Source organism: Hymenobacter sp. HD11105 (assembly GCF_054051685.1).
In genome coordinates this window covers 283,822-303,557 of record NZ_JBSWBR010000003.1, presented here as the reverse complement: position 1 = coordinate 303,557, position 19,736 = coordinate 283,822, and the positions used below count along the sequence as shown (strand labels likewise).

Sequence of the window (19,736 nt, the reverse complement as noted above, 5' to 3'; positions counted from 1 at the left end):
CGTGCCTCAGGATGACAGACATAACAACATCAGCAACTGAAGGTCAGCGGAGCTAACGACGAGACTCCAACTATTGCATCTCTACATCCAGTCAGCGCCTAATTCCCTCCCAATATGTTTACTCGTCGCGCCTTTCTTGCAACTCTGACCTTAGCGCCCGTGGCGCGGGCGCTGGGGGGCTTTTCGGCGGGCCGGCTGATTGATTATCCCAGGGGTAGCCTTTCCAAATTCAGCAAGCACCTGAAGCCCGTGGGCCGCGCCCTAGAGCTACCTGATTATTACGTGTGGTGCACTAGCCCCATCGACGGGCCCAACGGAAAAGTGCACGTGTTCTTCTCGCGCTGGCCGGCTAAAAAGGGCATGGGCGGCTGGATTAATAGCTCCGAAATTGCCCACGCCGTTGGTGATTCACCGGAAGGGCCATTCACCTTTGTGGAGGTAGTGCTGGCCCCGCGCGGACCTGGCTTCTGGGACGCTACCACCTGCCACAACCCCAGTATCCAGTTTGTGGACGGTAAATACTGCCTGTTTTATATGGGCAACAGCAACGGCAAAACCGACACCAAGCGTATCGGCCTCGCCACCGCCGATTCGCTCAACGGTCCCTGGCAGCGCCCCGATGCGCCCTTGCTGGAGCCCGGCGCAGAAGGCGCCTGGGACGACCATTGCACTACTAATCCGGCCTTTATCAAGCACCCGAACGGGCAGTATTGGCTGTACTACAAATCATGGAATACCCAGGACTACATTACGGCCAAAGACCCCACCATTCGCGGCAACCGCAAGTACGGTCTGGCCGTGGCCGATAAGCTGGAAGGTCCCTACATGAAGTACACTAGCAACCCCGTAATTGACTTCTCCAACCAAGGCCAGAACAAGCAGTTTGAGGACGCTTTTGTGTGGCGGCAGGGGGGCAAATTCCGGCTCCTAGCCCGCGACATGGGCGTGTATAATCACGAGGTGGGACTGTATCTGGAGTCGGAGGATGGCAAGCGCTGGGACTTCCCTAAAATCGCCTATTTACCGTTGCGCGATTACGGCGTAGTGGAGCCGCCTGCGCCCCCAAATCTGAAGCGCTACGGCCGCTTGGAACGTCCCCAATTATTGTTGCGCGATGGCAAGCCTGCCTATTTGTTTGGCGCCTCACAGGGTGGGAAATCTATGACGGCGTCGGCCTTTGTTTTTAAAATCAATTCGTAAAAAGCCCCCCGCATGACTCATCGGCTTCATTTGCGCCACCTGTTGCTGCTATTACTGTTCGCGCTGGCCAGCCCCGCTTGGGCCAATATCAAGCTGCCCGCTCTAATGACGGACAACATGGTGTTACAGCAAAAAACAACCGTGGCCCTCTGGGGGTGGGCCGACCCTGGCGAAGCTGTAACGGTAACTGCAAGCTGGCAAAAAGCCCCCCAGAAAGCTACAGCCGATGCCCAGGGCAACTGGCAGGTGCGCATACCAACCGACAAGGCCGGCGGGCCCCACATCATCACCTTTCAGGGCAAGAATAGGCTGGTAGTCAGTAATGTACTGCTAGGCGAGGTGTGGCTCTGTTCGGGCCAGTCGAACATGAACTTTCCCATAGCGAAAGGCCCATCCAACTGGATGACGGGCGTTGTGAACGAGGCGGAAGTAGTACCCAAGGCCAAGTACCCGGCTATTCGCATGTTTACGGTGCCGCAGAAAGTAGCCGACACGCCCCAGCTGGATACAGAGGGAAGTTGGGTGGTGTGCAGCCCCGAAACGGTGGGCAGCTTTTCGGCCGTGGCTTACTTTTTCGGCCAGGAAATTCATGAGAAAACCAAGGTGCCGGTGGGCCTGATTCACTCCTCCTGGGGTGGCACGCCGGCCGAATCGTGGACGCGGAAAGATGTACTGGAAAACAACCCTGATTTGCGCCCTATTCTCACGCGCTACGACCAAGGCCTAACCCAGCGGCCAGCCTACGAAGCGGCCTTCACCGCCTGGCAGCAGGAAAAAGCCGCCACGCCCCAAAACACCACGCCCAAGCCCGCCGAGCCGCTCAGCGCGACCAGCAATAAGTCGCCCTACAAGCTCTACAATGGCATGATTAAGCCCCTGATTCCTTATACGCTCAAGGGTGTTATCTGGTATCAGGGCGAAAGCAACGCCGAGCGTGCGTATCAGTACCGAAAGCTGTTTCCGGCCATGATTGCCAACTGGCGCCAAGACTGGCAGCAGCCGAATCTGCCGTTCTACTTCGTCCAAATTACCCCCCACAAGGGCCAAAATCCCGAGATCCGGGAAGCCCAGCTGCTGAGCATGCAAACCGTGCCCAACACGGGCATGGTGGTGACTACTGATGTGGGTGACTCGCTAGATATTCATCCGCGCAACAAGCAGGTGGTGGGGCACCGGTTGGCATTGTGGGCTTTAGCCAAAGAATACGGCCAGAAAAATCTGCCATATTCCGGGCCTATTTACAAAAAAATGGAGGTGAAGGATGGTAAAGCCAGCCTGCAATTCGACTATACATCGGGCGGCTTAGTTACCCAAAATGGTGACTTGCGCGAGTTTACCATTGCCGGGCCCGACAGCGTGTTTCGGCCCGCCCAGGCCCGCATTGAGGGCAACACGGTGGTGGTGTGGAGTGAGCAGGTAAAGCAGCCGGTAGCTGTGCGCTTTGGTTGGAGCAGGTCGCCTATGCCTAACTTTTACAACGGAGCCGGCTTGCCTGCCTCGCCCTTCCGCACCGACCAGTGGCGGGTAAGCACCCAAGGAAAACTATAACGCGTTTATGGAAGAAATAGCCTTCATTATGCAGCTGCGCCCCGGCGTGCAAGCCGAATACCAGCGTCGCCACGACGAAATCTGGCCCGAACTGACCGAAGCTCTACACGAGGCCGGCATTCGCGAGTATTCCATCTACCTAAACCCCGCCACCGATACGCTATTCGCGGTGCAACGCCGCTTGCCCGAGCATACCGCTGACCAACTTCCCACGCTGCCCATTATGCAGCGTTGGTGGGCCTATATGGCCGATTTGATGCTGACCAATCCGGATAACTCGCCAGTGGTGACGCCTCTGGAAAAGGTGTTCTATCAGGCCTAAATCGGCACGCGAGGTACTGGGCACTGCTCAGCGAAATAAGCTGCTTCCTCCTATCCATTTGCAGTGCTTTACGCAGGGAGTAGAAGGCACTTTTTAAATTTTTGCGCGGGTCAAAGAATAAGTATCAATGTAGCAGGAGAGTGCGGGAGGGATTGGGGCTGATAAGGCAATTACTTAGGGACATTGAAAATCCTTATTTGCCTTCCCCCACAATCCATTCCCTATGTTACAGCTTTACAATTCCGCTCGCTGGCTGCCACTGACCGTATTGGTTGGCTTGGCTCCTGTCAGTGTCTTTGCCCAGACCGATCAAACCGTGACGGGACGGGTGACAACGGCAACCGATAAAAGCGGTTTGCCAGGGGCCAGTGTGGTGGTGAAAGGGACCACTACCGGTACCAGTACCAACCCGGATGGCAGCTTCACCTTGCAGGCCCCGGCCGGCGCTACGCTTACTATCTCCTCTATTGGCTACGTGACCAAGGAAGTGCCTGCAAGTGCATCACCGATAAACGTGACCCTGGCGGAAGATGTAACGCAGCTGGCGGACGTGGTGGTGGTAGGCTACGGTACCCAGAAAAAGAGTGATGTAACCGGCGCCCTATCGTCGGTGTCGGAGGAGAAGATCAAGCAGGTGCCGGTGCAAAACCTGACGCAGGCCCTGCAAGGGCGTGCGGCCGGCGTAGACGTGGCGGGGGGCAATTTTCGGCCCGGCGAAACACCTGCCATCCGTATCCGGGGTAACCGCTCGGTGCGGGCTTCTAACGAGCCACTGTACGTAGTAGATGGCATCCCGCTGGCCCAGGGCACGGGCCTGAACGACTTCAACCCCGACGATATCGAGTCGGTGGAAGTGCTGAAAGACGCATCGGCTACCGCTATTTATGGTTCGCGGGGGGCAAATGGTGTGGTCATCGTGACTACTAAACGTGGCAAGGAAGGCAAGTTCAACATCAGCTATAACACCTACGGCAGCTTCGACCGGGCTTTGCGCACGCTCGACCTGTTTAATGCCGCCGAGTTTGCTGATGTACGCCGCGAAGCCTATCGCACTTCAGGCTCCTACACTACTCCTTACCCCAATCCCGCAAACGATTTCACACTCTTCGGCACCGACCCGAACGTGTGGGCCAATATTGCCGGGGCTTACACCTGGCGCGACTTTGATGCCCGCATTCCCGAAACCCGGGAGGCGACCGACGAGGAGAAAGCCCGCTTTGCCCTCTACGGTTTTCCCAACGTAACTCAGATTCCGATTTACGACCCCAGCAAGATCGAAAGCTTCGATTGGCAGAAGGCAGCGCTGCGCAACGCCTTCACCCAGAATCACCAGATCAGCGCCAGCGGAGGCTCCGAGAACCTGCGTACATCCCTGTCGGTGGGCTACCTGAACCAGGAGGGTATTCAGCCCGGCCAGGACTTTACCCGCTACAACGCCCGCGCCACCTTCGACTTCCGCATCAACAAGATTATCTCGGTGGGTGGCTCCACCAACGCCAGCTTGGCCATTCAGAACGTTGGCCCCGACATCTATGGTAAATCCGTGGGCCAGCTGCCCTATGCCAGGCCCTACGATGCGGACGGCGTATTTCAAACCAACCCCGGCGCCGACGCCAACATCCTGAATCCGCTGCTCGATCCGGAAAATACGTTCAATGAGCGGCGTGTGGCGCGTTTCTTTACCAGCCTCTACGCCGAAGCACGCCTGCTCGAAGGCCTGCGCTACCGCCTGAACGTGGGCCCCGACTTCCGCAACGCTCGCAACGGGCAGTTTCGCTCGGCCCGCTCTACGGGGCAGGGCGGTGGCCCCAATGCCGTATCGTTTGCGCAGTACGACCAAAACCAGAACTTCACTTATGTAGTGGAAAACCTGCTGTTCTATGATAAGCAGCTTACCTCCGACCACAGCTTGGGCGTGACACTGCTGCAAAGTATTCAGCAGGACCGCAGCGAAGGCTCTTCCATTAGTGCTACTAATCTGCCCTACGATACCCAGAAGTGGTATAACCTGGGCTCGACCAACAACGCGGCCGCCCAAAGCTTCGGCTCCGGACCCTTCATTCAGCGGCAGCTAATGTCGTGGATGGGACGGGTGAACTACAGCTTCCGCGACCGGTACGTACTGACCGCTACGGGCCGCGCCGATGGTGCCTCCGTGCTGGCGGAAGGTCGCAAATGGGCTTTCTTTCCTTCCCTAGCTTTGGCTTGGAAGCTGCAAGAGGAAACTTTCTTTAAAAACGCAGCCTTCCTGAGCGAGTTGAAGCTGCGCGGCGGCTACGGCTCAGTAGGTCAGGCCTCCGTAGACCCCTACACCACGGGCGGCACCTTGCAGCAAACTCCCTACGTGTGGGATGAGACACCAGCCTACGGCTATACGCCTACGCCCGGCACCCTGCCGAATACCCTGGGGGGCTTACCCAACCGTGAACTGGAGTGGGAGCGGACCAACACTGTGAACGTGGGCCTGGACTTTGGCTTCTTCCGCAATCGTATCAATGGCTCGGTGGAAGTGTACCGAGCCAATACCACGGGCCTGCTGCTGCCCCGTGCCCTACCAACGGTTTCGGGCTTTAATAACGTGCTGCAAAACATTGGGGCCACCCGCAACAGCGGCGTAGAAGCCACCGTGTCGACGGTGAACGTAGAAACCAACAAGTTCCGTTGGGGCTCCGACTTCATCTTCACCAAGAACAAAGAGGAGTTCGTGGAGCTTTCGTCGGGCAAGCAGGATGATATCGGCAACCGCTGGTTTATCGGCGAACCCCTGGGCGTGTACTATGACTACAAGTACGCTGGCATCTGGCAAACCGATGATACTGAAGGTCTGGCCCGTTACCGCGCTACGCCGGGCACCGTGAAGGTGGTCGACATCAACGACGACGGCTTGATTAATACTCAGGACCAGATTGTGCTGGGTTCAAACCGCCCCAAGTGGAGCGGCAGCATCAGCAACAGCTTCTCCTACGCCGGCTTTGATTTGAGCTTCCTGGTGTTTGCTCGCATTGGGCAGATGGTGGCCACCGGCTACCGCCCTGGTCTTGGGGGGCGTTTTCCGAGCCAGGATGTCAACTACTGGACGCCCGCTAACCCCAGCAATGAGGCTCCCCGCCCCAACAGCCGCGAGGATAACGCCACGTTTGGCTCCTCGTTGCTGTACCGCGATGGCAGCTTCGCCAAAGTGCGCAGCATCTCGCTTACCTACACCATCCCGAAGGAACTGGCTTCTAAGTTTTACAGCAGCAACCTGAGTGTGTACGTGAATGCGGTCAATCCTTTCCTGATCACCAAGTTTAAAGGCCTGGACCCTGAAGCAACCGACATCGGTACTACCTCCGGCGAACTAGCCCAGGCGCGCAACCTGAGCACCAAGAGCTTGGTGGTGGGCCTCCGCATTGGCTTCTGATCCGTCGACAAATTCCCCAAGTCTAGACTAGTCTCATGAAACGCTCATATCGACTCTTATCCATTGCCCTGCTCACTGCCTTCGGCCTGACTAATACGGGCTGCAAGGATTATCTGCAGGAAGAACTCGTCTCTACCCTTACCAACGATTATTACAGCACGGAAAAAGGGCTAGAAGACCTTGTAAAAGCGGCCTACGAGCAAACCCGCTTTAAGTACGCCAACGAGCATAGCTACGCCATGTTCAACTTCGGCACCGATGAGTTTACGCACGCCGACCAGGTAAACTACATCTACTGGAATACCTACGAGCGCAACCGCCTCAACACCGGCAACGGCATCGAGAGTTTTGTGCACGATGTGTGGACCGCCGACTACGACGGCATCAACCGCTGCAACATCGGAATCAGCCGCATTCCGAATTTCGTGGGCACCACTACGCTATCTACACCCGCGCAAAAAGCCCAGCGCCTGGGCGAGTTGCGCTTCCTGCGGGCTTACTACTACTTTCAGTTGGTGCAGCAGTACGGGGCTATTCCCTTAACGCTGGAACCCACTGAGAGTGTGAAGCTGGAGTACGAGCGCACGCCTGTGCCGCAAATCTATCAACAGATTATCAAGGATTTGCGCTTCGCCGATGAAAACCTGTCGCCCACCACAACGGAGTTTGGCCGGGCTACCAAGGGCGCGGCCCAGCACTTTCTGGCTAAGGTATACCTCACTCGTGGCAGCGCCATCACCGATGTACGTGGCCAGAAGCCGACCGATATCGACAGCGCCGCCTACTACGCCGACCAGGTAATTACCTCGGGCCGCTACGTGCTGGAAAATGACTTTGCGCGCCTCTGGGATATTTCCAGCTACGCCAACAACCGGGCGGCGCAAACCAGCCGGGAAATCATTTTCTCAACTCAGTTCAACAACGTAATTACCCTGGCCGGCCGTTTCGGCAACCGCGTGCACTCGTACTTTACCATGTTCTACGAAGACCAGCCCGGCATGGCCCGCGACCTGCTCAACGACCGGCCTTTCCGCCGCCTGATGCCCACCAACTACACCATGGACATCTACGACCGGCGCAACGACTCGAGATTCTATAAGAGTTTCAAAACGGTGTGGCTGGCTAACAACGCGGCTACCATTCCGCGCTGGACGGCCGCTAATGCGCCCACGCCAGCTCAGGTAGGTCAGCCTAAATTTGCTCTCGGTGATACGGCCATTTTTATCAGGGTAAATACTCCCCAAACTACGCTTACCGCCGCCCAGATTGCCCGCACCCGCTACGCCACGTTCGCGCGCTACTTCCGCAATGCTAATGGTTCGTTGGGTTCTGCCTTCGACCCTACGGGGCCTGTGGGCGTGCGCAACAAGTACCCGCAGCTGCTAAAGTACATCGACCCCTTCCGTGCCGGTTCGGGCGTGAACGAGGAAGCTGGCACGCGCGATGGTATCCTGGCCCGCTTTGCCGAAACCTACCTGATTGCCGCTGAAGCCTACGGCCGCAAAGGTGATTATGCCAAAGCTCTTAGCTACATCAACATTCTGCGCAACCGGGCCGCCTACAAGGCTGGCGAGGCCAAGCCCACAGCTTTCTCTTTGGTAGAAGGCGGCACCCGCGGCGACGTGGCCAGCACGGCCGCCGCCTTGCAGGTGACAATGGCCAAGTTTACCACCAACGACCCTGCTGAGTTGTATCCGCCATCGGCCACCACGCAGCAAGCCCGCTTCATAGCCTTCATTCTAAATGAAAGAACTCGTGAGCTAGCCGGTGAGCTGCACCGCTGGGAAGACCTGGCCCGCACCGAAACCTTGCTAGAGCGCGCTCAAACTTTCAACCCCGATACGCGCGCCGAAATTCAACCTTACCATAAGCTCCGCCCCATTCCGCGCGAGCACCTGGAGCGTATCTTCCGCGGTGGTCAAGCCCTGAGCCAGGAAGAGCGTCAGGCGGAGCAGAACCCCGGTTACTAATACTTGAGGGCAGTATTTGCCCCCCAGCACGGCATTTTATTCCGCTGTAATTGCTTTTAAACAGGTGGGTACGGGAGGGTTCTGCGTTTTGAAAAACGCAACTTTGATGTAAAGGAGAGTAAACCTGACTGGCGCGTGACCAAGGAGAATAGAGAAAGGATGGGTGGGATCGTAACTTTCTCTAATCTGGTCACGTGCCACGTCATGGCTTCTGCACGTAGCGCAAGCAATTCCGCTGCTATTTCATAGCTCTTATGGCGCTGCTCTCGTTTCTCTTTCCATTTCTAACTTGGTTGAGTTCCTTCGCCGCCCCTACGGTCAATGATCCGGCTTGGGTAAAAGAGGTAGGTGCCAAAACCCAGCCAACGGCCAAAACGACATTCGCGGCGGCCAAGTATGGGGCAGTGGGGGATGGCAAAACGCTCAACACCAAAGCAATTCAAAAAGCCATTGACGCGGCAGCCATGAAAGGCGGCGTTGTCAAGTTTGAGCCCGGTCAATATCTGACGGGCTCTATTTTTTTGAAGAAAGGCGTCACGCTCCAACTCGATAAAGGCGTAACATTGCTTGGCAGCCAGGACATTAAGGATTACCCCGAGATGCCCAGCCGCATTGCCGGCATCGAAATGGTGTGGCCCGCAGCTCTCATCAATGTGCTGGATCAGGACAACGTGGCCATCACCGGCCAAGGCACCGTGGACGGGCAGGGCAAGCCCTTCTGGGACATGTACTGGGCCATGCGCAAGGACTACGATGCCAAAGGCCTGCGCTGGATTGTGGACTACGATGCCAAGCGCCCGCGCACTTTACTTGTGTCGAATTCCTCGAATGTAACCATCAAGGACATTACCCTGCAGCGCGCCGGCTTCTGGACGGTGCACGTGCTGTACTCCAAAAACGTAACCGCCGACGGCCTCATCATTCGCAATAACCTAGGCGGCCACGGCCCCAGCACCGACGGCATCGACATCGACTCCAGTAGCTACATACTCGTGCAGAATTGCGACATCGACTGCAACGACGACAACTTTTGCCTCAAATCCGGCCGCGACGCCGACGGTTTGCGGGTGAACAAGCCCACGGAGTATGTACTAATTCAGAACTGCGTAGCCGGGGCTGGTGGGGGGCTTTTCACCTGCGGTAGCGAAACCTCGGGGGGCATTCGCCACGTCATTGCCCGCAACCTGAAGGCGAAAGGCACTAAAGTCGGTATTCGTATCAAATCGGCGCTTACGCGGGGCGGCACGGTAGAGGATATTCGGGTTGATAACATCGAGATGGACGGCGTAGGTACGGCTATTGAGATGACCATGAACTGGAATCCAACTTACAGCTACTCTACGCTGCCCGAAGGCTACACGCAAGCGACCCTTCCGGCTCATTGGAAAGCCATGCTGACCAAAGTGGAGCCCGCCGAAAAAGGCATCCCACAATTCCGCAATGTCCACATCAGCAATGTTCGCGCGACCAACGCTAAAAAGGCCGTGTCGGCCGAAGGTCAGGCGAATTCATTGCTGGAAAACATGACCATGAGCAACATTACCATGACCGCCCAAACCGCCGGCAGCATCAGCTACGCCAAAGACTGGAGCGTACAAGGCATGAACATTACGGCCCAAGATCAGGAGCCCGTAGCCGTGATGAATAGCACAAGCATGAAGTTTTAGAAAAAGCCCCCACAAAAAGAGCCCGAACGACATACTAGTCGTTCGGGCTCTTTCTTGTTTACTGCAACTGGTTATTACCTGGTTATTACACTGTAAGCAGCACCATGAGGCTACGCGCCCCATGTGCCCCAATAACCAATGACTGCTCGATATCAGCCGTTTTGGATGGGCCCGCGATGAACATGCCGTAGCCACCTACGTCGGGTATCAGCGCGTAGGCCTGGTGCATGGTAGCCACGATATTCTGCTCGGAGAGTACCAGTACCAAATGCTGCGTAATTAAGGGCAATGCCCGGTGCAGCATATTCGCCTCCGGTACCCAAACACATGCATTTTCCGCCACGCCAAAAACGCCCCCCAGCACGGCCACATCCACTGTGTCAAGTACGGCGGTAGGAGTTTGCTCGTCAATGCTGATGGAGGCGGGTAGGAGGGATGAAGCTATCGGGCCGGCGGTGGGAAAAAGCTGCTGCACTACCTCTGCCAGCGGCTGCCCGGCCGGCACCCGCACAATTTGCCCCCCAATGCCTTGCAGAACTTCCGTGAAGCGCTCCACAGAATTGTCGCCCGCAAACTGGGGCACCGTAGGCAATGGATTGGCTTCAAAGTGATTGGCGCGGGTAGCCGCTAGAATTTGCTCGCGGGCAGAAACCGTCATGGTTTGGGTTGGGTTTGCTTGAACCATTCGCGGAAGCTTTGGGGCGGTGGAGCCGGCAACTCGCGGGCAATAGCCCAGGGGTTGTAGCCGGGCGCGTGGGTGAGGGCGTGGGGTACGAAGCGCAGGCCCGTGCGGGCAAATTTGCCCCCCAGCTCATACATACTCGGCCTAGCCAGCACCCGACTGAGTAGGCGCATGCTCCACTTCTTGCTGGCCGGAATTTCATTGGCCGCCGCAATCACCTGGCGCCACTTATAGAGCTGGGTATGAATGTCAATCTTAACCGGGCACACGTCGGTGCAGGAGCCACAGAGAGTAGAGGCAAACGGCAGTGATGCGTGCTGACGCATGTCGATGTTGGGCGACAGGATAGCGCCGATTGGGCCTGGTACTGTGAAGTCGTAGCTGTGGCCGCCGCTGCGCCGGTACACGGGGCAAGTATTCATACAGGCTCCGCACCGAATGCACTTGAGCGACGCCCGAAAATCGGGGCGGCCGAGTTGCTGGGTGCGGCCATTATCTACCAAAATCACGTGTAGCTCTTTGCCCGCGGCGGGCCGGCTGAAGTGCGACGTGTAGGTAGTAGCGGGCTGACCTGTGGCGCTGCGAGCCAGCAGGCGCGTGAACACGCTCAGGTCGGAGAGGCGCGGAATGAGCTTCTCGATGCCCATGCTGGCAATATGCACCCGCGCCAGATTTACGGCCAGGTCAGCGTTGCCTTCATTGGTACACACTACGACGCTGCCCGTTTCGGCAATAGCGAAGTTGACGCCCGAAATAGCCACTTCCGCTGCTAGAAACCGAGCCCGCAAATGCTGGCGGGCCGCTTCGGTTAGCACCTGTGGATCGACTTCACCTTCCGCCGTACCTAGGTGCTTGAAAAAGGTGGCCCCTACGTCTTCCTTTTTCAAATGAATAGCCGGCAGCACCAGGTGGCTCGGCGACTCCTGCCGCAGCTGCACAATACGCTCCCCCAAGTCTGTATCCACTATTTCTACCCCGTGGCGCAGCAGGTACGGGTTTAGGTGGCACTCCTCCGTCAGCATGGACTTGCTCTTGACGATGCTGGTGGCGTTTCGCTGCTTGATAATATCCAGCACAATGGCGTTGTGCTCTTCAGCATTGGCTGCCCAGTGCACGTGCACGCCGTTGGCCTTGGCCTGGGCTTCGAACTGCTCCAGATAATCAGCCAAATGGCTTAGCGTGTGCGTTTTAATTTGGGAAGCCAGCTCCCGCAGCTCCTGAAACTCGGGCACCGCGTACACGGCTTTATCACGCTTTTGGCGCACAAACCAGAGGGTTTCGTCGTGCCAGGTGGTGCGCTCCGCGTCGCGGGTGAAAACTTCAGCTCGTTTGGGGTGACTCATAGTAGGGTTCCGTTCAAGATTTCGGCGGCGTGCAGTACCCGCATGGGTAGCTTCTGGCGGCGCACAATGCCCTCCAGATGCATCAGGCACGACATATCGCCGCCCGTCAGCACCCGCGTACCGTTGCGCAGGTGGTCCTGCACTCTATCCTGGCCCATGCGCGCCGAAATAGCCGCCTCCGACACGCAAAATGTGCCGCCAAACCCACAGCACTCATCGTTGCGGTTCAATTCCGTCAGCTCAATACCCTCTAGTGACGTCAGCAAGCGCCGCAAATGACCGTCTCGCACTGGCGTCATCTCCGACTCGTTGGCCTGGTGTAAACCGCGCTGCCCGTGGCAGCTCAAGTGCAAACCCACTTTATGCGGAAATACGCCCGGAATCTCCGTCACGCCCAGAATAGATGTGATAAAATCAATCAAGTCGTAAGTAGTCTCGCGCACGTGCTGCACGGCCGGCGTTTGCTCGATGATGTTGAAATGCTTGCGCACGTGATACACGCAGCTACCCGCCGGCGCCACCACGTAGTCGTAGCCCTGAAAGGTTTCGACGAAGTGATGATACACGGGGATGGCGTCCTGCTCGCAGCCGCTATTAGCCATAGGCTGGCCGCAACAGGTTTGCTTTTGTGGAAAATCGGCTTGTATACCCAGCTTTTCCAGCAATTGATAGGTGGCAATACCTACCTGTGGGTAAAACTGGTCAACGTAGCAAGGAATGAATAAAGCGACTTTCATGAAGCGAGTAAAGCGATGGCTAGAGTAGGTCAAAACGACCAACTCCCTTGCTCAAATGAGGAGGGGATGCTTTGGCGCAGCCAAAGATGGGGTGGTTGAGGGCGTTGTTTAGTTGTTTGGGAGAACGTCATGCAGAGCAGAGTGAAGCATCTCGCGTGCTGACGAAAGGTTAGTAATCTCAACAAACACGCGAGATGCTTCACTCTGCTCTGCATGACGTTCTCCCAAACAACTAAACAACGCCCTCAACCACCCCAGCCGCGCCGTTGGCGCGACGTCCCCTCCTCATCTGAGGAGGGGAGTTGGTCGTTCTAGCTTCTAAATTCTGACATTCAAGAGAATAACAACTGTGTCTTCTTCCAAGCTTCGCCTTGCTCCAGATGAATCAAGGCACCGAGGGCGGTGGCTTGGGGGACTTCCAGGGTGCGGATGCGGGCGTCGGGGAAGTTCCAGCTGAGGATTTGCATGAAGAGCGGATTGCGGGCGAAGCCGCCGTCTACATAGATCAGCTTTTCATCGCGGCGGATTAGGTTGATGGACTCGGTGAGGATGTCCATCAGGCCGTGCATGAGGTGGTGGTAAGCGTCGGCGGCGGTGCTGAAACCAGATAGGTCCCACTCTTTGGCCGGCCGCTCGGGGAAGGGACCAGTGCCTTTCATGCACCAGGGCTGAAAATCCTGGGAAGCAGCATCGTAGGGGCGGGCCACCATCAGGGAGTGGTAGAAATCGGGCTTGACGTGGAAGTGGTGAGCAATGCGCTGCACCTGGAAGTCGTGCTCGCGGCCGAAGAACACGCGCGAGGCTTTGGTCATGTCGCCCTTGGGCGAAAGGAAGCTCAGACAGTCGCGACGCAGTAGCTCGGGCGTGAGCGGCTCCCGGTTGAAGGGGCTCAGCGTCACGGCCCAGGTGCCAGTCGAAATCAACAGAAACGGCTGCTCACCTTGCTGCATATACGGCAGCAATGCCGCCGAACTATCGTGCAGCCCAACGCCTACCAGAATGCCATCGACCACAGAGGCAATGGAGTCTTTGGTCAGGGGGGCTAATTTGTCGTCGATGCCTTCGCGGTACACCCAGGCGTGGTATTGTTTGCGCTTAAAATCCCAAAGGGCCGTGTGACAACCTACGGAAGTATAGTCGCTAAATGCCTCACCTGTAATTAGGTACGACAAATACTGTGGCAGATGCAAAGATGTGCGAATACGGGCGTACTGCTCGGGCTTAGAGCGCTTCAGCCAGTACAGTTGCAGGCCCGAATTGAGCATGCCCATCTGCGGTGAGCAAGTCGTGGTGGCAAATTCGACTGGGTCCTCCTCCAGTTCCGCGTAGAACTGCTTGGTCACTTCCGGCGGCATGGATTTGAGGTAGTTGTAGAGCGGCAGCACGGGCTGCCCATTGGCTCCCAAATGCACAAAGCTGGCCCCGTAGGAAGTGAAGTTCACGCCCTTCAGGTTGTAGTGCGGATTGTGGCGCAAAGCGTGCCAGCGGTCCTGCACCCACTGCGAGAGGCGGGTGAGCGTTTCGCAGGGAAAGCCTTCCTCATCCACGGTTTCCAGACACACTTGCTGGTGTTCGTCAATGATCTGCCGATCCTCGTCGAAGAGCAACACTTTCTTGTTGGTCTTGCCAACATCGAACACGGCGTAGATGGTCTTTTTCATAAACCGGTGGAAAGACTGAGTTTGCCGCGTTGCTGAATGAGCTGCTCCCGAATGTTGCCGGCGCGGTATGCGGCCACGGGGTTGAGGGCGCCGCCGGCCTGCCGGTACGCTTCGGCTACCAAAGGCCGCACATCGGTAAGAAAGGCGTCGCGCAAGATTTCCTCAGCTCGCACTACGTCGTTGTTTTCCTGGGCCTCCTGCAAAGCGGTGCGGTCTACGAGCAGGGCTTTGGTGTAGGCGCCAAGTATGCTTTCTACTGATTGCAGTAAGTCTTCCAGCGGGTCCTTGGTGTTGTGGCTGGCGTCAATCATGTAGGCCACGGTGGCGTTAGTAACGGCCGTATCCTGGGCACCATCGACCAATTCATTGAATATCAGGAAGAGCTGATAGGGTTTGATGCTACCCGTAGTCAGGTCGTCGTCGCCGTACATGGACCCGTTGAAATGAAAGCCCCCCAGCCGCGCGAAATGCAGCAAGCGACCCACGATTTGCTCGATGTTAGTGTTGGGCAAATGGTGACCTAAATCAACCAGCACCTGCGCGTTTTCGCCCAGATACTGACACAGCGAGTACGACGTGCCCCAGTCTGGGATAACCATAGAATAGAAGTGCGGCTCGTAGGGCTTGTACTCAATCAGCATCGTCATATCCGACGGCATGGCCTCGTAGATGCTGGCTAAGGATTCGGCCGTGCGCTGGTAGGCGCGGCGCAAGTGTTGCTGACCGGGAAAATTAGAGCCATCGGCGAGCCATACCGTGTGAATTTTGGCCCCCAACTGTTTGCCATATTCTACGCACTCAATGTTGTGCTGAATGGCCTGCTGACGCACCGCTTTTTCGGTGTGGCTAAGCGAGCCAAACTTGTAGGAAGACGGCTGGTCTTTCTGGTCCTGAAACGTATTCGAGTTCATCGAATCGATGGTCAGGCCCTCGGCGCGGAGCTGCTGCTGAAGCGCGGGCACATCCTGCGGAATATCCCAGGGAATATGCAGGGAAATAGAGTTAGAAGAGCGATTGAGGCGGTTGAGCAAGCTTACGTCGCCAATCTTTTCTTCCAGACTGCGCGGCTCGCCCCCCGCTGGGTAGCGGCCAAAGCGCGTGCCGCCCGTACCCAGCGCCCAGCTCGGAATGGCTACCTGAAAATCAACCAGTTGCTGGATAACACCTGAGGCATCCAGGTTGCGGCGAACTAGCAGATCGGTTAGGTAAGTAAACCTAAGCTGGTGCTCGTCGAGGAGCGGTTGGTTGAGGTCCTGAATTTGTTGGTCAGAGAGCATAGTCGGGTAGGGGTCAGGGGTGGAAAATTGAGCCCAGCAGCTTCACTTTAGTAGGTTGGCCACGCAGACGGTAAACACAGCTTCATTAGCATAAGCAACCTAGCACCAACCCGCGCCCAAACTCTTCTGAACTCTCCTGTGTGGGGGGCTTTTTTAGCAGATTAAATCGACCTTCTGTCGGTATCGAAGCAGGTAGGTGAAAAAAGGCGAGGAGACGCAGTATGCCGCATCTCCTCGCTTATTAATTGCTCTTGTTTTATAATTCTTAAACGTTGTAGAGACGCAACGTTTTAAACCTTTACAACGAACCGCGCCGAATGGTATAAAACGGGTTCTTCACTTTCACTCGCTGTTTTTCCAGTAAAAGCTCCGCTGCGGTACGGCCCATCGCCTCAAAATCGGTGGTAATAACAGTGATGCCAAGCAGCTCTTTTAGAGTACTGGCATTGAAGGATAAAATCCCGATTTCACGGCCCAATAAGTAAGGCGTTTGACGCACCTTTTTCATCAATTCTGCTAGGTCAGTGGTTTCGACTACTACGTAAGCGGTGCCGGCCTCCAGCACTTCGTTGATGGCATTTTCCTTGACCGCAAAACCCTTGTTGTAGTTGATACAAAAAGTGCGAAAGCCCCAGGCAATTTCGACCGGGTAGTTGTTGCCGACGCTGGGCAGCACGAGCACCATGCGCTCGTATTTTTCCAGCAAATCCTGCACGCCTTCCAGGGCCGTAAAAATGTCCTTGTCGAAGTCCTGATAGACGGTTAGTACATCGCGCTTGAGGTCAGGCAGGTCTTTATCTAGTAGAACTAATTCGTTTGCGGGAATGGAGTTAAGGACGCTTTTGTAGTCGGCTTTATCCAGATCCAGGGCAAAGTGCGGCATCACCACATAGTAGTTGTACTTGCCCAGATTCTTCTCAATAATTTCCTGAAAAAGGTGGGCGCTGTAGTGGTGAATTTGCAGGTCGACGGTGGCTCGGTCGCCGAGGGCTTGCAGGAAAGCGTAGTAGATAATTTTCTTGTAGGAGCTGAGCTTATTGAAGACCAGCAGAATCTTGATTTTGGTGGCGTCGGTGGCTTGCACGTAGTAGCCTTTGCCCTGCACGGAAGTGCAAAAACCCCTTTCCCGCAGCTCTCGATATGCTTTCTCGACGGTGTCGCGGGCTAGGTAGTATTCGGCGCTGAGCTCACTAATGGAGGGCAGCTGGTCGCCTTTTTTCAACGTGCCTCGCTCGATATCGGTAATAACCGACTGCACAATCTGTTTGTACTTCGGAGTTTTATCAAAGGGCTTAAACTGCAACTTATACATACACTGGTTGGGCGGAAGTAGGACGGCCATAGCGAGTAGTTAGGTGGGAGAAACTAAAGCTAAGAACACAAGAAGAAGAGAAGCGAATTTCTCCTAAACCTTCAGCTTGTTTAAGCTGAGCTGATTTTACTTGTTAGAGCATAAATTAAGCACTTTAAAGTACAGTTGGAAGCAATAAGGCCAATTTCATTATGCCATCGTTGCCGGGAACGTTGCCGACGTTCGTTATTGGTTGAAGCAACCCCGGAAGGCACAAGCAAAACGGGTCGGCTGTAAAGCCGACCCGTTCTAGTTTTAAGCAAGTAATTCAAGCGCTTAGCGCACGAAGGCCATAGCTACACCGCCGTCTACATTGAGCACGTTACCCGTAGATTTACTCAGCGAGCCATCCACAAATACACGAACCGCTTTGGCAATGTCCTCAGCCAGCAACTCCTCACCTAGCAAGGTGCGCTTGGCGTAATGCTGGGGCAGTTCTTCCACCGAAATGCCATAGGCTTTAGCGCGCCCTTGTGCCCAAGCGCCTTCCCAGATTTTAGAGCCCCGCAGCACCGCGTCGGGGTTTACAGTGTTCACCCGGATTTTGTCCGGGCCAAGCTCAGCGGCCAGCAAGCGCGACATGTGCAGCTGTGCCGCTTTGGCCGTGCCGTAGGCTACGTTGTTAGGACCAGCCACCAGTCCGTTTTTGCTGGCGATGTTTACAATATCGCCCCCCAGAGCCTGCTGACGCAGAATTTCCACGGCGGCCTGACTTACCAGGAACTGACCTTTTACCAGCACGTCGTTGAGAATGTCCCAGTCGGCTTGCGTAGTTTCAGCTAGCGGCTTGGAGATGCTCAAACCCGCGCAGTTGACAATAATATCAACGCCGCCGAACTGTAGTACGCTCTGGCGCAAAGCCTCAACAATGCCATCAGCGTTGGTTACTTCAATGCCCACGGCCAGGGAACTGTCCTTGCCAAATTGCTTGCGCAAATCGGTTTGGGTTTCGTCCAGGTCAGCACGGTCGGCAGCGACAACGCAAGCACCCTGTTGCAGCAGGGCCTCGCATATTGCTTTGCCGATACCGCCCGTACCACCCGTAACAAAGGCCACCTTACCCGAGAGCGACTTGGGCGGGGCCATGCGCTGGAGCTTAGCTTCTTCCAGCAACCAATATTCAATATCAAACGCTTCCTGCTCTGGCAAGCCCACATAGGTGCTCACTGCCTCGGCGCCCTTCATTACGTTGATGGCGTTGGTGTAAAACTCGGCGGCTACGCGGGCCGTCTGCTTGTCTTTAGCGAAGGCAAACATGCCCACGCCGGGCCACAAAATAATGACTGGATTAGCGTCGCGTATGGCCGGCGAGTTGGTGTGCTTGCTGCGCTCGTAGTAGGCTGCGTAATCTTGACGATATGCTTCGAACTGTGCCTCTAAATACGTTTTAACACTGGCCTTGTCGCCTTGCATCACCTCGGCGTCGAGCACCAGGGGGCGAATTTTGGTACGCAGGAAGTGGTCGGGGCAGGAGGTTCCTTTTTGGGCCAAACGGGCCAGATCATTTGAATTCACAAACTCCAGCACGCGGGCATCATCCGTAAAATGGCCCAGCATGCGGCGGTGACCCGAGGCCAATCCGCGCAACGTGGGCATGATAGCGGCGGCTTGCTGCTTGCGCGTAGCCGCATCCGGGCCGTTGGTGAGCTTTTCGCCGCCAAACACAGGGCGCTTCTTGCCGTAGTTGCTTTCGAGGTAAGCCGCAGCCTGTTCAATAACTTCCAGCGTATTCATGTACGACTCGTAGGAAGTGTCACCCCAGGTAAACAAGCCGTGGCCGCCGAGAATGACGCCGCGCAGGCCAGGGTTGTCGAGTACTACTTTTTCGAGTTGCAAGCCCAAATCGAAGCCGGGGCGCTGCCAGGGCAACCATGCGATGGTGTCGCCCCAAATCTCGTGCATAATTTGCTCGCCTTCTTGGCTGGCTGCAATAGCAATCAGGGCATCGGGGTGCAGGTGGTCGATGTGCTTGAAGGGCAGCAGGCCGTGCAGGGGCGTATCAATAGAAGGGGCCGCGCACTTAGGATCGAAGAGGCAGTGGTTGAACAGTTCCACCATCTCGTCTTCGTGCTCGAGTCCGCGGTAGCGGTTTTTGAGCTGGTGCAGCTTCTCTACATAGAGGTTGGCGCAGCCGGCTTTAGTCAAGGTACCGATGTCGCCGCCCGAGCCTTTTACCCACATCACGGGCACTTGCTCGCCGGTAACGGGGTCAGTTTCGGTGATTTTGACGGAGGTGTTGCCGCCCGCGTAGTTGGTCAGGCGCAAATCGGCCCCCAGCAGGTTGGAGCGGTAAATAAAGAGGGCTACTTCGTCGCCGGCTAGTGCAGCCGCCTGGGCCTCGTCCCACAAATAACTGACGTGCTGAAAGGTGAGCGTTTTTTCCATATTGAGGCTACTTTTTTGAGGGCCGAAAACCGGATAATTAGGATGCTCACAAAAGAAGAAGAACAACAAGCGGTAAAACTCCTGCACTCTCCTGTTCGGGCATGAAATAAATTTTGCAACTGCCTACTTTTCGCCGATTTAAATTCAGCTGGGGTGTAGTTTCCTGCTTTCAGGAGAGAACAGGAGGGTT

At 56.1% G+C, this 19,736-nt stretch carries 13 protein-coding genes; 6 read left to right on the top strand and 7 right to left on the bottom strand.

Going from position 1 to position 19,736, the window contains the following annotated elements; all coding sequences use genetic code 11:
• Positions 1 to 114: 114 nt before the first annotated feature.
• The 6 genes from ACW9KT_RS11895 (at position 115) to ACW9KT_RS11870 (ending at position 10,110) form a co-directional block, all read left to right on the top strand.
• Complete coding sequence (locus ACW9KT_RS11895) at positions 115 to 1,200, top strand: glycoside hydrolase family protein (protein ID WP_457080614.1); 1,086 nt, start codon at positions 115 to 117, stop codon at positions 1,198 to 1,200.
• A 12-nt stretch (positions 1,201 to 1,212) separates the two neighbouring features.
• Positions 1,213 to 2,748, top strand: coding sequence for a sialate O-acetylesterase (locus tag ACW9KT_RS11890; RefSeq protein ID WP_457080612.1), 1,536 nt, complete (start codon positions 1,213 to 1,215; stop codon positions 2,746 to 2,748).
• Between the two features lie 7 nt (positions 2,749 to 2,755).
• Entirely contained in the window at positions 2,756 to 3,070 is a 315-nt protein-coding gene (gene rhaM / locus ACW9KT_RS11885; protein ID WP_457080610.1) for an L-rhamnose mutarotase, read from the top strand.
• A gap of 223 nt (positions 3,071 to 3,293) precedes the next feature.
• Positions 3,294 to 6,473 carry a SusC/RagA family TonB-linked outer membrane protein gene (locus ACW9KT_RS11880; protein WP_457080608.1) on the top strand — a complete coding sequence of 1,060 codons (3,180 nt, stop codon included), beginning with the start codon at positions 3,294 to 3,296 and terminating at the stop codon, positions 6,471 to 6,473.
• Positions 6,474 to 6,508: 35 nt separating this feature from the next.
• The gene (locus ACW9KT_RS11875) at positions 6,509 to 8,443 is read left to right on the top strand and encodes a RagB/SusD family nutrient uptake outer membrane protein (RefSeq protein ID WP_457080606.1); all 1,935 of its coding nucleotides are present in this window, start codon (positions 6,509 to 6,511) and stop codon (positions 8,441 to 8,443) included.
• 254 nt (positions 8,444 to 8,697) lie between these two features.
• Complete coding sequence (locus tag ACW9KT_RS11870; protein ID WP_457080604.1) at positions 8,698 to 10,110, top strand: glycoside hydrolase family 28 protein; 1,413 nt, start codon at positions 8,698 to 8,700, stop codon at positions 10,108 to 10,110.
• Between the two features lie 85 nt (positions 10,111 to 10,195).
• Here the strand turns inward: ACW9KT_RS11870 and ACW9KT_RS11865 are convergent, their stop codons facing one another.
• The 7 genes from ACW9KT_RS11865 to ACW9KT_RS11835 all read right to left on the bottom strand — a co-directional run bounded on the left by ACW9KT_RS11865 (position 10,196) and on the right by ACW9KT_RS11835 (position 19,546).
• Positions 10,196 to 10,768: a LutC/YkgG family protein gene (locus ACW9KT_RS11865; protein WP_457080602.1), complete on the bottom strand. Its 573-nt coding sequence runs from the start codon at positions 10,766 to 10,768 to the stop codon at positions 10,196 to 10,198.
• Complete coding sequence (locus tag ACW9KT_RS11860; RefSeq protein ID WP_457080600.1) at positions 10,765 to 12,135, bottom strand: lactate utilization protein B; 1,371 nt, start codon at positions 12,133 to 12,135, stop codon at positions 10,765 to 10,767. The genes ACW9KT_RS11865 and ACW9KT_RS11860 overlap by 4 nt, the downstream gene beginning before the upstream one ends.
• Positions 12,132 to 12,872, bottom strand: coding sequence for a (Fe-S)-binding protein (locus tag ACW9KT_RS11855; RefSeq protein ID WP_457080598.1), 741 nt, complete (start codon positions 12,870 to 12,872; stop codon positions 12,132 to 12,134). The genes ACW9KT_RS11860 and ACW9KT_RS11855 overlap by 4 nt, the downstream gene beginning before the upstream one ends.
• A 332-nt stretch (positions 12,873 to 13,204) precedes the next feature.
• Positions 13,205 to 14,533: an FGGY-family carbohydrate kinase gene (locus ACW9KT_RS11850; RefSeq protein ID WP_457080596.1), complete on the bottom strand. Its 1,329-nt coding sequence runs from the start codon at positions 14,531 to 14,533 to the stop codon at positions 13,205 to 13,207.
• Positions 14,530 to 15,810: a TIM barrel protein gene (locus ACW9KT_RS11845; RefSeq protein WP_457080594.1), complete on the bottom strand. Its 1,281-nt coding sequence runs from the start codon at positions 15,808 to 15,810 to the stop codon at positions 14,530 to 14,532. The genes ACW9KT_RS11850 and ACW9KT_RS11845 overlap by 4 nt, the downstream gene beginning before the upstream one ends.
• A gap of 298 nt (positions 15,811 to 16,108) precedes the next feature.
• A complete protein-coding gene (locus tag ACW9KT_RS11840) occupies positions 16,109 to 17,152 on the bottom strand; it encodes a GntR family transcriptional regulator (RefSeq protein WP_457080592.1) in 1,044 nt (347 codons plus the stop codon).
• Positions 17,153 to 17,437: 285 nt separating this feature from the next.
• Positions 17,438 to 19,546 (bottom strand): bifunctional aldolase/short-chain dehydrogenase, encoded by a 2,109-nt coding sequence (locus tag ACW9KT_RS11835; protein ID WP_457080590.1) that lies wholly within the window; start codon positions 19,544 to 19,546, stop codon positions 17,438 to 17,440.
• Positions 19,547 to 19,736: the final 190 nt, after the last annotated feature.

Excerpts from the sequence above, each read along its gene's own strand:
- ACW9KT_RS11895 (WP_457080614.1), top strand. The coding sequence starts at position 115 with ATGTTTACTCGTCGCGCCTTTCTTGCAACTCTGACCTTAGCGCCCGTG.
- ACW9KT_RS11890 (WP_457080612.1), top strand. The coding sequence starts at position 1,213 with ATGACTCATCGGCTTCATTTGCGCCACCTGTTGCTGCTATTACTGTTC.
- rhaM (WP_457080610.1), top strand. The coding sequence starts at position 2,756 with ATGGAAGAAATAGCCTTCATTATGCAGCTGCGCCCCGGCGTGCAAGCC.
- ACW9KT_RS11880 (WP_457080608.1), top strand. The coding sequence starts at position 3,294 with ATGTTACAGCTTTACAATTCCGCTCGCTGGCTGCCACTGACCGTATTG.
- ACW9KT_RS11875 (WP_457080606.1), top strand. The coding sequence starts at position 6,509 with ATGAAACGCTCATATCGACTCTTATCCATTGCCCTGCTCACTGCCTTC.
- ACW9KT_RS11870 (WP_457080604.1), top strand. The coding sequence starts at position 8,698 with ATGGCGCTGCTCTCGTTTCTCTTTCCATTTCTAACTTGGTTGAGTTCC.
- ACW9KT_RS11865 (WP_457080602.1), bottom strand. The coding sequence starts at position 10,768 with ATGACGGTTTCTGCCCGCGAGCAAATTCTAGCGGCTACCCGCGCCAAT.
- ACW9KT_RS11860 (WP_457080600.1), bottom strand. The coding sequence starts at position 12,135 with ATGAGTCACCCCAAACGAGCTGAAGTTTTCACCCGCGACGCGGAGCGC.
- ACW9KT_RS11855 (WP_457080598.1), bottom strand. The coding sequence starts at position 12,872 with ATGAAAGTCGCTTTATTCATTCCTTGCTACGTTGACCAGTTTTACCCA.
- ACW9KT_RS11850 (WP_457080596.1), bottom strand. The coding sequence starts at position 14,533 with ATGAAAAAGACCATCTACGCCGTGTTCGATGTTGGCAAGACCAACAAG.
- ACW9KT_RS11845 (WP_457080594.1), bottom strand. The coding sequence starts at position 15,810 with ATGCTCTCTGACCAACAAATTCAGGACCTCAACCAACCGCTCCTCGAC.
- ACW9KT_RS11840 (WP_457080592.1), bottom strand. The coding sequence starts at position 17,152 with ATGGCCGTCCTACTTCCGCCCAACCAGTGTATGTATAAGTTGCAGTTT.
- ACW9KT_RS11835 (WP_457080590.1), bottom strand. The coding sequence starts at position 19,546 with ATGGAAAAAACGCTCACCTTTCAGCACGTCAGTTATTTGTGGGACGAG.